Origin of the sequence: Mesorhizobium sp. ESP7-2, assembly GCF_020164715.1 — a bacterium.
Classification (GTDB): Bacteria; Pseudomonadota; Alphaproteobacteria; order Rhizobiales; family Rhizobiaceae; genus Mesorhizobium.
In genome coordinates this window covers 127508-140599 of sequence record NZ_JAIUGQ010000009.1, presented here as the reverse complement: position 1 = coordinate 140599, position 13092 = coordinate 127508, and the positions used below count along the sequence as shown (strand labels likewise).

Here is a 13092-nt window from a genome sequence, read left to right as displayed (position 1 = left end):
CCGGGCCGGGGCGGTTCATGAGCCCGCGTTTTAGCGAAATTTTGTCGGCATGGAAGGGGTTCGAGCGGAAAATCGGCTATTGCCGGGGCAAACCCACGAAAACCCGATCGCACCGGCGCCACATTTGCGCGATAGCCGGCTTGCCGGTCACCCGGAGCCGTAGATTGCCGATGCCTTGTTTGTCCCGCGTTGTTGCGTTCTCGCTTGCCTCGCTCGCCACCGCCGGCGCGGCCCTGGCCGATCCGCCCGCGCCACCAGCACCGGCAAGGCCGAAGCAGGTCGTCATCATCTCCTTCGACAGCGCGCGCGACATCTCGCAGTGGAAGCGCAGCCGGGCGCTGGCCCAGCGCACCGGCGCGCATTTCACGTATTTCCTGTCATGCGTCTTCCTGCTGTCGCCCGAGACACGCGGCCAATACACCGCGCCGGGCAAGAGCGCGGGCAAATCCAACATCGGCTTTGCCGCCTCCAGGCAGGAAGTGGCCGAGCGGCTGGAACAGATCGGCCTCGCCGCCCATGAGGGCCACGACATCGCCAGCCACGCCTGCGGCCATTTCGATGGCAAGGACTGGACCAAGGCCGACTGGCTGAAAGAGTTCGCCTCATTCGAGCACATTCTCGAGGACGCCTATGCGATCAACGGCATTGCGCCCGAACCCGAGGGCTGGCGTGATTTCGCGCGGCATACGGTGGTGGGTTTCCGGGCGCCGTATCTGTCGACAGGCAAGGCGCTCTACGAGGCGCTGCCGACAGCCGGTTATCAGTTCGATGCCAGCGGCGTTTCAAAAGGCCCTGCCCTGCCGCCGACCATCGGCGGCATCACCCGTTTTTCGCTGCCGCAGATCCCGGAGGGACCGACATCGCGGCCGGTGATCGCCATGGACTACAATCTCTATATCAGGCATTCCGCCGGCTTCGAGCGGCCGAGCCAGGCCGGCGAGTTCGCCGACCGCACTTCAGGCGTTTCGCACTGCGTTCGAAGCACAATATCAGGGCAAGCGCATTCCGCTGGAACTCGGCTTCCACTTCACGCTGATGAATGACGGCGCCTACTGGAATGCGCTGGAACGCTTTGCCGGCGAGGTCTGCGTCAAGGCCGATGTCGAATGCATCACTTTTCGCGACTATGTTTCGCGGCAGGATGGCGGCCAGAAGCAGGCCTCGGTTGGCGTCAGAGCGTTCTCAAGCCGGATCCTCGGCGCCTTGCCTTGCCAGATAGCGCTGATCGATATCAGGCAGCGGCTCGCCCAGCAACGTCGCCTCGAAGGCGCGCAGACGTTTGTGCACCGACTGCAGTTCGACGATTGTCGACCAGGAGGTCAGCAGGAATTGCAGCGAACCAGTCACCTTGCCGAACGCGTTGGAGATCTGGTTCAGCGCACCGAACGTTATCTTATGCGCGACCAGCGACGGCCCCAGGATCAACAGCGAGAAAATGTTGTCGGCCTGCAGGTAGGTGTACCGGACGACGTTGAAATAGATGTAGTGGAAATACAGCCTGAAATAGTTGTGCCGGACATTGGCGAACAGCTCGGCGGTGGTGGCGGGTTGCGCCCTGTCCACATGGTCCTCGCCATAGACCAGTTCCTTGCGGTAGGCGGCTTCGACGCGTTGGTTGCGGAACTGCAGCCCCGGAAGCTTCATGCCGGCAACCATCACCGAGATGGTGCCGAACAGACACCAGGCAAGTGCCGCGACCACCAATGGCTGCGGGATCGCGCCGATGATCGGCAGTTCGCTGATATGGGCCTGCAGCTGGATCATGACCGGCAGGAAGGCGATCAGTGTCATGATCGACTGGACGAAGCTGGAACCGAGATCCTCCATGATCTGCGAGAACCGCATGGTGTCTTCCTGGATACGCTGCGACGCGCCCTCGATATGGCGCAGCCTGCTCCAGTTCTCGATAAAGTAATTGTTCATGGCCGTGCGCCAGCGGAAGATCCAGTGGCTGACGATGAAGGCATTGACCACCTGCACGTTCATGCCGACCAGCGCCAGCCATGAGAAGTCGGCCAATCCGGTGTAGAACTCGGCATTCGTCGACTTCCCGGTCCCCGACATCAACCCCTGTACATAGTCAAAGAACGGGCCGTACCAGGCGTTGACGGCGACGCTGACCTGCACGTTGAAATAGATGAAGAACAGGATGACCGCCGTCATCAGGATCGACCAGCGCTGCCATGGGTGCGGAGAATACCAGCTCCAGAACGCATAGAAGATGGCCACGCACAGCACGAAGTAGATATAGAACCAGAGGAACGGCTTCGACACCAGCACCGCGATGCCGATGATGGGCGGCGCGCCGGCAACAGCAGGTGGCATGCCGAAAACCGCCCCCAATTGCTCCCCGCCGAAAAACCAGAACAGGATCGCCGCAAGGCTCCAGATGGCGGCCGAAGAGAAGAAGAGCTTCGGCTGCGGGAAGAAGGATACGAACACTGTGGCGAATTCCTCGATCTATGCGCAAATCAGGTGGGTTCGGCGGGCATAAGGTCACACATTAGGGGGAAAGAAAATGCCCGCCCGATCTCAGGCGCAGAGCAAGACCACAATCATGGCGATTTTGGCGCGGCCGACCATGTGACGGCGCCGGAGACGACCAGGACGGCCGCGGCGACGATCGAGGCGAGGAAGAAATCGCCCGACGCCTGGGCCAGAAGCCCGGCCGCGATCGGGCCGGTGATCTGGCCAAGACCGAAGGAGGCGGTCATCAGGGCAAAGACGCGCCGGGGCGACCCCGGCGCCTGCCGCCGCGCCGCCTGCAGGCCCAGTGCCGTGATGGCAATGAAGGTGCCGCCGAGCAGCACGCCCCCAAGCAGCGGCCCCGTGCGGCCGCCGGCGGCGACGCTCGCGGTAACGCCGACAACTTCGACGAAGCATCCCAAGGCATAGGCGGCATAGAGCCCGATCCGCCCCGCTAACTTTTGCCACAGCCAGACCGAAGGCAAACCCGCAAGGCCGGCAACCATCCACACCACGGCCTCGAAGACACGGCCGCCGCCGCCCTGGCGGACGATGGCGACGAGGAAGGTCGCCGTCACGACATAGCCGAAACCGAACAGGCCATAGGCGAGGATCACCTTGATCAGTGACCGGTGTTTCGGCAGCCCCGGTTCAGGGAGGGCTTCGCCATTGGTGAGCGGACCCTGGTTCGTCAGCAGCGCCACGGCGACGAAGCCGCAAGCCGAAATCGCGCCCGACCACAGCCAGCCCTGCGCCCACCCGGCGTGACCCGTGACCAGCACGGCCATCATCGCCGCCGATATCGCGATGCCGAGGCCAACGCCGCCGAAATGCCAGGCCTGCAGATCGCCGCGCCCGGCCGCAGCGATATGGCTGAAAACGATGCTGGCCATGAACACCATGACGAAAGCGCTGGCCAGGCCGGCCAGAAAACGGATGGCGAGAAAGGCAGCCATGGCGTCGGTCAGCCCCATCGAGGCTGCCAGTACGGCGCTGGCACCGAGTGCGGCCAGCACCAGCAAACGCTCGCGTCCATGCGCCCAGTTGCCCGCCGCCACCAACGCGCCGACGAGGTAGCCGACATAGTTGGCCGAGGCGATCCAGCCGGCATCGGCCGGCGACAGATGCAGTTCCTCCATCATGCCGGGCAGGATCGGCGTGTAGACGAAGCGGCCGATGCCCATGGCCACGGCCATGGCGATCATGCCGGCGAAGGCGTAACGCAGCGCTGTCGATGCGGCCAATGTCATTGCAGTGCACAATAAATGTGCGGGCGGGTGAAACAATCCGCCTTGTGTTGGGCCAGTGCCCGGATCGCGCGCTCAGCAGCGCCCGCCGCAACCGGCATTCAGTGAAACGACCTCATGCACGGTCCGGCGCGCCGTCAGGCGGAACGGCACATCACCGAGTTCGCGCTCCGACATCGCGTCCAGCGCGGGATAGGCAAGCGGATCGGTCAGCCATCTCAGCGTATCGATATCGCAGCGCGCGTCATCCGCCGAAGTCACGGCGAACAGGACCTTCAGCGACGACAACATGCTCGGCATTTCCGGCTCCATGGGGCCTGTTTCCATCGATAAAGTCCGACGTTTCGATATCTCTTTCAATTGAGATTCCGGCCGGATCGGTTTAGAAAATCTCAAATGGCCACGCTCAACCGCGTTCATCTCAACGGCCTTCGCGCCGTGGAAACCGTCGCCAGTCTCGGCTCGCTCGCGACCGCCGCCAGCGAACTCAACGTTTCCGCCAGCGCCGTCAGCCAGCAGATCAGCCGTACCGAAAAGCAGCTCGGCCAGGCACTGTTCGAGCGCACGACGAGCGGTCTCGTGCTGACCGAATTCGGCGCCATCTTCGCGGCCCGCCTTGGTGCTGGATTTCGCGAGCTTGCCCAGGCCGTGGCGCTGGCCGACGAGGCGACCCAATGCACATTGGTCGTTTCGGCGGCACCGGCCTTTGCCTCCAAATGGCTGCTGCCACGGCTGTCGCGGCACTTCGACCGGCATCCCAACGTGCTGTTGCGTATCGATGCCTCGGTGCGGCTGGCCAATCTCGATCATTCGGACATCGACATTGCCATCCGGCTTGGCGACGGCAAATGGCCGGGTGGAAAGGCGGAGCTGCTTCTGGCGCAGGAAGTCTTCCCGGTCTGCCCACCTGGCATTGCAAGAAAACTGAAGTCGATCGGCGACCTTGCGCAGACCTGCGCCATCACCGACGAGCGGGCGATGATCAGCTGGGAGAGCTGGTTCGCGGCCGCCGGCGTTCAACCCGTCACCTTCCAGAAAGGCGCGCGCTTCACCGACCCGATGCTGTGCCTGGAATCGGCGATCGCCGGCCATGGCGTGATGCTGGGCTGGCAATTGCTGACGGCGGACGCGCTGGCCGATGGGCGACTGGCGGCGCCGTTCGGAATCCGCGCCCAGAGCGGACTCGGCTACTGGCTGGTGACGCCCACCACCAAGGCCGAGAGCCGCAAGGTCCGGGACTTCAAAATCTGGATCAAGGAAGAGATCGCGGTGACGATGGCACGGTTCGGATCGTCGGTCGCGGAGCCCAGCGGCGCGATCGCGGTGGAAAGCACCGCGGCACCGTTCTATGTTCAATCAGACATCCCACGACGACAGGCAGGATCATGACCACACATTCGCGCGGCGTTTCCGCAACGATCGACCCGGTGAAGCTCGACAGGCTGGCGGAGGTCGCCGTCAAGGTCGGGCTGCAATTGCAGCCCGGACAGGACCTGGTACTGACCTCCTCGATCGCGGCGCTGCCGCTGACCAGGCGCATCGTCGAGCATGCCTACAAGGCCGGCGCCGGACTGGTCACGCCGATCTTCAACGATGACGAGATGACGCTGGCGCGCTACCGTTTTGGCGCCGATGCCGGCTTCGACCGCGCCGCCGGCTGGCTCTATGAAGGCATGGCGAAGGCCTTTTCCAACAATGCGGCGAGGCTCGCCGTGCGCGGCGAGGATCCTTCGCTGCTATCGGCACAGGATCCGGCGAAGGTGGCGCGTGCCAACAAGGCCAATTCGATGGCCTACCAGCCGGCACTGGAGAAGATCACCGGCTTCGACATCAACTGGAACATCGTCGCCTATCCGGACCTCGCCTGGGCCAAGCAGGTTTTTCCCGATGACGCCGACGATGTCGCTGTGGCCAAGCTCGCCGATGCCATCTTTGCCGCTTCGCGGGTGGATGTGGAGGACCCGATCGCCAACTGGAAGGCGCACAATGCGGCATTGCGCGGCCGCACCGAATGGCTGAACGAGCATAATTTCCATTCGCTTTATTTCACCGGCCCGGGCACCGACCTGATGGTCGGGCTGGCGGATGGCCATGAGTGGATGGGCGGCGCCTCGACCGCCAAGAACGGCATCACCTGCAACCCCAACATCCCGACCGAGGAAGTTTTCACCACGCCGCATGCGAGGCGCGTCGAGGGGCATGTCTCCTCGACCAAGCCGCTGTCCTACCAGGGCACGCTGATCGACGACATCTCGGTGCGCTTCGAGGAAGGCAGGATCGTCGACGCCAAGGCATCGAAAGGTGAGGACGTGCTGAAGAAAGTGCTCGACACCGACGAAGGCGCGCGTCGCCTCGGCGAAGTGGCTCTGGTACCACACTCCTCGCCGATCTCGGCCAGCGGCCTGTTGTTCTTCAACACGCTGTTCGATGAAAACGCCGCCTCCCACATCGCACTCGGCCAGTGCTATTCGAAGTGCTTCGTCGACGGCGCCTCGCTCAGCCAGGACGAAATCGCGGCGCGCGGCGGCAACAAGAGTTTCATCCATATCGACTGGATGATCGGGTCGGACAAGATCGACATTGACGGCGTCGCCAAGGATGGCAGCCGCGTGCCAGTGATGCGCAAGGGCGAGTGGGCCTGAGAGGCCAGTTGAGGTGTGATGGCCTTCGATATCGCGGTCAAGCGCGTCTACGAAGCACCCGGCAACGACGATGGCCAGCGGGTACTGGTGGATCGGATATGGCCGCGTGGCGTCGCCAAGAAGGATGCGGCGCTAACGCTGTGGCTCAAGGAGATCGCGCCGAGCGACGAACTGCGGAAGTGGTTCGGACACCAGACGGCGCGCTGGGCGGAGTTTCAGAAGCGGTACCGTGGCGAGCTGGACGGGAATGAAAAGGCGGTGGCGCAACTTCGCGCCCTGCTCGGCGACGGCAAGGTGACGCTGCTCTATGGCGCCCACGACGAAGCGCATAACAACGCCGTGGCACTGGCGGGGTATTTGCGAGCCAACGCGTAACATCGAGACGCCGGCGAAGGATCGCGGCGCGGGTGAGAGTCGGTCTACTTCCCGCCCACCGCCCCCTCATAGACATCCGGTTTGAACCCGACCAGGATGCTGTCTCCTATCTCCAGCACCGGACGCTTGATCATCGTCGGCTTAGCCAGCATCAGCGCTTTCGCCTTCTTCTCGTCGAGACCTTGCCTATCCGTCTCCGGCAGTTCGCGAAATGTCGTGCTGCCCTTGTTGAGCAGCTTTTCCCAGCCGACCTTGCCGACCCAGCCATCCAGCCTGGCTGCCTCGATTCCTTCGGCGCGATAGTCGTGGAAACGATAGGCAACCTCGTGGCTCTCCAGCCAGACGCGCGCCTTCCTGATCGTGTCGCAGGTGGTGATGCCGTACATGGTGATCGTCAAAGCGTGGTCCTCTGGCTGACAGTCGAATCCGCCCACAGCCTAAAACCGCTCTTCCCGCTTTGCCAGCAAATCGGCGAAGTGGGCCGGAAGCCGATCGCTCCGGCCCGGTAGCTCAATAATAGAAGCGCTCCTCGGCGATCTTGCCGTCCTTGACCGTGTACAGGCCCACCTCGTCCATGGTGACACGCTGGCCGGTGGCCTTGGGTGTTATGTCAAAGGTGAAGCGCACCGCGAACTGGTCGCCGTTGACATAGGGACCCTCGACCGAGCCGCCATGCACTTCGTTGTTGTCTTGCCACCACTGGCCCTTCTCCTTGACGGCCGCCTTGCCACTGCAGACGGCCATCGGCCCCTCCATGGCTTCGTAGCTGACGATATCGTCGGCATTGTACTTCTCGGCAGCGCCTTCGTTGTCACCCTGCTTGAGGCGTTCGGTGAAATCCTTGGCAATTTCCGCGTTGGTCATGTGTGTTGCTCCTGTTCGACGCATTGGAAATAGGGAACCGCCTGCTGGCCGACCACTGCCAGACCGGTCCATAGCTGACATGGCGCTGTCAGGATGGATGCCTGCCATCCTCATCGGCAGAGCGACTTCAGTTGCAGACACAAGCCAATTCCGCAATTCTAGGCTCATGTGTAACCTCTACAATATCACCACGACGCAAGAGGCGATCCGCCAATGGACGCGCGCACTGCGCGACGTCATTGGCAACCTTGAACCTTCCGTCGACATCTATCCCAATCAACCCGGCCCGGTTGTTCGCAACACGCCGGAGGGGAATCGGGAGCTGGCGAAACTGCTTTGGGGTTTGCCGACACCGCCAGAGCGTATGAAAGGCAAGGCCGATTACGGCACCACGAACGTTCGCAATCCGCAATATTCGCACTGGCAACAGTATGTCGGCATCGAACACAGGTGCGTCGTGCCAGTGACCAGCTTTGCTGAACCCAGCCCTACCTCGAACGACAAGGACCCAGAAACAGGCATCCAGCGAAACTACTGGTTTGCCCGTGACGAAAGCCGGTCTTTATTCTTCTTCGCTGGGTTCTGGACTCGCTGGCAGGGCGTGCGAAAAGTCAAGGATGGGCCAGGCGACTTCGAGCTGTTTGCCTTCATGACGACCAAGCCTAATGCACTCGTCGCGCCAATCCATGACAAGGCCATGCCCGTCATCCTGACGACGTCGGAAGAGACCGAGACCTGGCTGACAGCCCCATGGTCCGAAGCACGCCATTTGCAGCGTGCAGCCCGCGACGACGCTTTGACAGTCGTTGAGAAGCCAGCCACACAGATCAAGTTTCCGCGGCAGGCGCCAGCACAGGGGTCCCTTTTCTAGGCTTCGTTCAATCATCGTCTCGCCAGATCACTCGGCGAACCATGCGGATTTCGACAAGGCGCCTGACACGAATTTTCAGACGTTCGGCAGCGCTGGGCAGAACGATGCCTGCGTCAAGCTCGCGCTCTTTACATCGCTCGCATCGCATATGCCGTTCGACGTCCCAAAAGGGAATGTCGCCGACCAGCTTGACGAGGTCGCCGGGCAGGTAGTGCCGCGTGATGTTGCAGTTCCGGCACCGGACACGAATGAGCTGCCCGACTTCGTGCGCGAGGCCCAAGGTCTGCACATTTCGGCGCGGTCGGCTGCTCGGTTCAGGCATTCGCCGATTTGGGAATGTACTCCTACTCGAGTCAATTCCTACTTAATTCCACATTCTTTTGTCCGCGGCCGGCGGAAGAACCTCAAGACGCAATAGCCGGGGCGTTTTGACCGAGACTTTACGCACCGTGGCCAATAATACTCCTGACCTTGAGGAAATCGTGGATCGCCCAGTCGGCATATTCGCGGCCGTTGCCGGACTGCTTGTAGCCGCCGAACGGCGCGAACGGTCCATTCCGGATAGTTGATCGAGACTTGGCCGGCACCGGAGGCGGGCCGTTCGTCTTCGGCTGCAATGGGCCGATCGACTTATCCAAACCTGTTGGCTGGAGCGCCTTGGACACCCGGACGGAGCGCGAACACGCCGCCTTCTTGCGGGTTCGCCTCAAGATGATCCGCGCTCATGGTAAATCGGGCTGAAGTTACAAACAGCGTGTCAAGATTCTCGCCACCGAAAGCGCAGCTCGTTGGCCAACTGCAAGGCAGCTCCGCGATGCGGTCCAGCCTGCCGTCGAGCGCGATACGGGCAAGGCAGCTTCCTCCCACCACCCGGCAGTTCCAGATATAGCCTTCAGCGTCCAGGCAGGAGCCGTCCGGCAGGCCGCGCCCGAAATCGACGAAGAAGGGCTGTGGTTTGCCAAGCCGCGACGCACTCCTGTCCCAGGCATAGCTGTAAAGTGCGTTCTTCGTCGTATCGGCGGTGATGAAGCGGCCGTCAAATGCCCACACCATCGTGTTGGTGATGCCGAACCGATCCTTGCTCAGGCTCGTCACCTCGCCATCCGGACCGATGCGATAGAGCCGGCCTTCGTCCCGCGCAATGGCGACCGGCGCGTCGTCCGGTCCAATATTGTTGGCCATAGTGCCGACCCAGAATGAACCGTCCGGCGCCACAGCGCCTTCGTTGAGCCGCGTCGCTCTCCGATCCGGCTCGATCGTGGCGATCGTTCGGAACGCTCCACCGAAATCCCACAAGGCGACCTCCTTGCGCAGGCCGACGATCGCGCCGCCATCCCTGCGCAGACCGACGGAGGTGACCAGATCCGGCGTCGGCCAACTTTCATGGTCTCCGGTCACCGGATCGAGCCGATGTATCCGGCGACCGATGATGTCGACCCAGACCAGCCTGCCGCGGTGATCGTCCCAGACGAGGCTTTCGCCGACCACGTCGCGCGCTTCGAAGATCAGGGCAGCTTGCGTTTCCTTCATGAGGTCCTCTGGTTCAGGTCATCCAGAAATCGACTTGACATATATCTTCTAGCTGACATATGAGCAATTTGGCAATCACCTGTCATACAGGTTTTAAGGGAGTGAGATGCAAGATCCGATGGACACAGCGGGTGAGCCGAGCCCCGGCCTGGTGAGCACGGCGATCCAGGCGATTACCCGGCATATCCGCTCCGAAGGTCTTGCGCCGGGTGATCCCCTGCCCAGCGAAGCCGCCATGACGCGCCAGCTCAACGTCTCCCGCACCGTCGTGCGCGAGGCGTTCCGCTCGCTTTCTGCGATGCGCCTGATCGACATGAGCGCCGGGCGCCGGGCCACGGTCGCCAAGCTGGACACCGGCGCGATGTCGATGGTGATCGAGCACGGCATCACCACGCAGCAGATCAGCGTTCACCAGGTCTATGACGTCAGGCGCACGATCGAGATGCGCACGGTAGCGCTTGCGGCACTCCGGCGCACCGATGCGGAAGCCGCCGCGATCGCGCAATCCGCCCGGTCGATGCGCGAGAATTTCCTGAACCCCGAAATTGTCATGGAGCACGACATCGCTTTCCACGAGGCGATCGCGGCTGCCTCGCACAACCCGGTCTTCTCGCTGATCGTCACAGCCTTCAGCGGCGTGACGCGCAGCACCTGGGTGATCGGCTGGCGAACCCGCTCGTCGAACGAGGACCAGCTCAAGATGATCAAGGGGCATGAGGACATAGCCGAAGCCATCCTCAAGGGAGATCCGCGGCTCGCCGCCGAGCATATGGCGCAACATTTCGACAAGAGCGTCAAGGCGCTCCTCGACGCTGGAATTGCCTGACATGAAGATCACTGCAATCGAAACCATCCGCATCGAGGAACGACCCAACCTGCTCTGGGTCGAGGTCCATACCGACGAAGGCATCACCGGTCTCGGCGAGACCTTCTTCCTGTCGCGCACCGTCGAGGAATACCTGCACGAATATGTCGCGCCACGCGTCATAGGCCGCGATCCGCTGCAGATCGATCTCCTGGCCGCCGACCTGGTCGGCTATCTCGGGTTCCGCTCCAGCGGCGCCGAGGTGCGTGGCAACTCCGCTTTCGACATCGCGCTGTGGGACATTTTCGGCAAGGCCACCGGCCAGCCGGTCGCGCAACTGCTCGGCGGCTTCAGCCGCCAGTCGATCCGCACCTACAATACCTGCGCCGGCACCGAATACATAAAGGACGCGAAGGGCCAGACAACCGCCAATTACGGCATCGGGGCCAGGCGGGACTATGATGATCTCAACGGTTTCCTCACGCGCGCCGGCGAACTGGCGCAGGAGCTGCTCGAGGACGGCATCACCGCCATGAAGATCTGGCCGTTCGACCACGCGGCCGAAAAGACCCGCGGCAACGACATTTCGGCGACAGACCTCAAGGCCGCGCTCGAACCTTTTGAAAAGATACGCAACGCCGTCGGCGACAAGATCGACATCATGGTCGAGTTCCATTCGATGTGGCAGCTCCTGCCCGCCATGAAGATAGCTCGTGCGCTAACGCCCTTCGGCACCTACTGGCACGAAGATCCCATCCGCATGGACAGCCTCGGCGACCTCAAGCGCTACGAGGCCGCCAGTCCCGCGCCCATCTCGGCGTCCGAGACGCTTGGCAGCCGCTGGGCCTTCCGCGATTTGCTGGAAACCGGCGCGGCCGGCATCGTCATGCTCGACATCTCCTGGTGCGGCGGGCTGTCCGAGGCCCGCAAGATCGCCTCGATGGCCGAGGCCTGGAGGCTGCCGGTGGCGCCGCACGACTGCACCGGTCCCGTCGTGCTCGCCGCCTCGACGCACCTGTCGCTCAATGCCCCCAATGCGCTCGTCCAGGAAAGCGTGCGCGCCTTCTACCGCACCTGGTACCGCGACCTGGTGACCGCGCTGCCGGAGGTCAAGGACGGGATGATCACCGTGCCGCCGGGACCGGGGCTGGGGCTGGCGCTCAATCCGGACCTCGGTCGCGTCTACACCGTCCATCGCCGCGTCACCGACAAGGCGGAGATCTGAGAAATCCAAAGGGAGGAACTACGATGAAAAAACTGACTGCAATGCTTCTGCTTGGCGCCGCTCTTGTCGGCGCGCAATCCGCCCGCGCCGACGGGCTCAACATCGTCTTCACGCATCATTCGTCCGCATCGAACACCTTCTGGCAGGCCGTCAAGAAAGGCTATGACGACGCCTGCGCCAAGGTCGAGGCGACCTGCAACATGGTCTTCACCCAGACCGAGGGCTCGGTCGAGCAGCAGGTCGCCAATATGCGCGCCGCGCTCGCCGCCAAGCCCGACGCGCTCTTGACCTCCATCGTCGACGACCATGCCTTCGACGACGTCATCAAGGAGGCGCGCGATGCCGGCGTGCTGGTGATCGCCGTCAATGTCGACGACACCGAAGGTGCCAAGGGCAATGCCCGGCAGGCCTTCGTCGGCCAAGGCTTCAAGCCCGCCGGCTATTCGCTCGCCAAGGCCATTTCCGAGAGCTTTCCGAAGGACGGTCCGATCAAGGTGCTGGTCGGCATTTCCGCCCCCGGCCAGAACTGGTCGGAAAGCCGTGGCGCCGGCGTGATGCAATTCCTAGAGGAATACAAGGCCGCCCATTCAGACCGGCAGGTGTCGTGGGAGCGCATCGACAGCGGCACAGACCTCGCCATTACCTCCGACCGTGTCGGCGCCTATCTCAACGCCCATCCCGACACGACAGCCTATTTCGACACCGGCTTCTGGTGTGCCGGCGTCGCACGCGTGCTGGCCGATCGCGGCGTGGCGCCGGGCAAGGTCTTGCTCGGCGGCTTCGACCTGGTGCCCGAGGTGCTGCAGCAGATGCAGAAAGGCTATGTTCAGGCGCTGGTCGACCAGCAGCCTTACATGCAGGGCTTCATGCCGGTGATGGAGGCTTATCTCAACAAGAAGATCGGCCTTGCCCCATCGGACATCGACACCGGTCAGGGCATCGTGCGGCCAAAGGAGGCCGATGGGATCATGGCGCTCTCCGCTCAGGGTCTGCGCTGAACTCCAGCTTCGAACCGTTTGGATCGGCGGCGCCCGGCGCCGCCGATCAGCCTGAAATCTCAAAGTGCC

General features: G+C 62.7%; 14 protein-coding genes and 2 pseudogenes. 8 read left to right on the top strand and 8 right to left on the bottom strand.

Annotated features, from left to right (window positions below; genetic code table 11):
* Positions 1–170: 170 nt before the first annotated feature.
* A pseudogene (locus LB543_RS11725) lies at positions 171–1161 on the top strand (polysaccharide deacetylase family protein); the annotation flags it as partial.
* Positions 1162–1182: 21 nt separating this feature from the next.
* Here the strand turns inward: LB543_RS11725 and sbmA are convergent.
* The 3 genes from sbmA to LB543_RS11710 form a co-directional block, all read right to left on the bottom strand.
* A complete protein-coding gene (sbmA, locus tag LB543_RS11720) occupies positions 1183–2442 on the bottom strand; it encodes a peptide antibiotic transporter SbmA (protein WP_224614202.1) in 1260 nt (419 codons plus the stop codon).
* 113 nt (positions 2443–2555) lie between these two features.
* Positions 2556–3716, bottom strand: coding sequence for a YbfB/YjiJ family MFS transporter (locus LB543_RS11715; protein WP_224614201.1), 1161 nt, complete (start codon positions 3714–3716; stop codon positions 2556–2558).
* Between the two features lie 72 nt (positions 3717–3788).
* Positions 3789–4013 (bottom strand): hypothetical protein, encoded by a 225-nt coding sequence (locus LB543_RS11710; protein WP_224614200.1) that lies wholly within the window; start codon positions 4011–4013, stop codon positions 3789–3791.
* 96 nt (positions 4014–4109) lie between these two features.
* Here LB543_RS11710 and LB543_RS11705 point away from each other — a divergent pair, with 96 nt between their 5' ends.
* The 3 genes from LB543_RS11705 to LB543_RS11695 are packed head-to-tail and all read left to right on the top strand — an operon-like array spanning position 4110 to position 6730.
* Positions 4110–5102, top strand: coding sequence for a LysR substrate-binding domain-containing protein (locus LB543_RS11705; protein WP_224614199.1), 993 nt, complete (start codon positions 4110–4112; stop codon positions 5100–5102).
* A complete protein-coding gene (locus tag LB543_RS11700) occupies positions 5099–6355 on the top strand; it encodes an aminopeptidase (RefSeq protein WP_224614198.1) in 1257 nt (418 codons plus the stop codon). Before LB543_RS11705 ends, LB543_RS11700 begins: the two co-directional genes overlap by 4 nt.
* Before the next feature lie 18 nt (positions 6356–6373).
* The gene (locus LB543_RS11695; protein ID WP_224589663.1) at positions 6374–6730 is read left to right on the top strand and encodes a DUF488 domain-containing protein; all 357 of its coding nucleotides are present in this window, start codon (positions 6374–6376) and stop codon (positions 6728–6730) included.
* A 44-nt stretch (positions 6731–6774) separates the two neighbouring features.
* Here LB543_RS11695 and LB543_RS11690 read toward each other — a convergent pair whose 3' ends face one another.
* Positions 6775–7128: an ArsC family reductase gene (locus tag LB543_RS11690; protein WP_224589664.1), complete on the bottom strand. Its 354-nt coding sequence runs from the start codon at positions 7126–7128 to the stop codon at positions 6775–6777.
* A gap of 112 nt (positions 7129–7240) precedes the next feature.
* Complete coding sequence (locus LB543_RS11685) at positions 7241–7594, bottom strand: nuclear transport factor 2 family protein (RefSeq protein ID WP_140811719.1); 354 nt, start codon at positions 7592–7594, stop codon at positions 7241–7243.
* 166 nt (positions 7595–7760) lie between these two features.
* Here LB543_RS11685 and LB543_RS11680 point away from each other — a divergent pair, with 166 nt between their 5' ends.
* Positions 7761–8465 (top strand): SOS response-associated peptidase, encoded by a 705-nt coding sequence (locus tag LB543_RS11680; protein WP_224614241.1) that lies wholly within the window; start codon positions 7761–7763, stop codon positions 8463–8465.
* Between the two features lie 7 nt (positions 8466–8472).
* On the opposite strand, the gene LB543_RS11675 is transcribed toward LB543_RS11680, so the two are convergent.
* The 3 genes and pseudogenes from LB543_RS11675 to LB543_RS11665 form a co-directional block, all read right to left on the bottom strand.
* On the bottom strand, positions 8473–8787 hold the full coding sequence (locus LB543_RS11675) for a hypothetical protein (protein WP_224614197.1): 315 nt from the start codon (positions 8785–8787) through the stop codon (positions 8473–8475).
* Positions 8788–8905: 118 nt separating this feature from the next.
* Positions 8906–9050 (bottom strand): annotated as a pseudogene (locus LB543_RS11670) (aldehyde dehydrogenase family protein); the annotation flags it as partial.
* A 45-nt stretch (positions 9051–9095) separates the two neighbouring features.
* On the bottom strand, positions 9096–9995 hold the full coding sequence (locus LB543_RS11665; RefSeq protein ID WP_224614196.1) for an SMP-30/gluconolactonase/LRE family protein: 900 nt from the start codon (positions 9993–9995) through the stop codon (positions 9096–9098).
* A 118-nt stretch (positions 9996–10113) separates the two neighbouring features.
* On the opposite strand from LB543_RS11665, the gene LB543_RS11660 reads away from it, so the two are divergent.
* From LB543_RS11660 to LB543_RS11650, 3 genes are read left to right on the top strand one after another with little or no spacing between them, the layout of a single operon-like run.
* Positions 10114–10821 (top strand): FadR/GntR family transcriptional regulator, encoded by a 708-nt coding sequence (locus LB543_RS11660; RefSeq protein ID WP_224614195.1) that lies wholly within the window; start codon positions 10114–10116, stop codon positions 10819–10821.
* A 1-nt stretch (position 10822) separates the two neighbouring features.
* Positions 10823–12025 carry a mandelate racemase/muconate lactonizing enzyme family protein gene (locus tag LB543_RS11655; protein WP_224614194.1) on the top strand — a complete coding sequence of 401 codons (1203 nt, stop codon included), beginning with the start codon at positions 10823–10825 and terminating at the stop codon, positions 12023–12025.
* Between the two features lie 23 nt (positions 12026–12048).
* The gene (locus tag LB543_RS11650; RefSeq protein WP_224589673.1) at positions 12049–13023 is read left to right on the top strand and encodes a sugar ABC transporter substrate-binding protein; all 975 of its coding nucleotides are present in this window, start codon (positions 12049–12051) and stop codon (positions 13021–13023) included.
* The last annotated feature ends 69 nt before the right edge of the window (positions 13024–13092 follow it).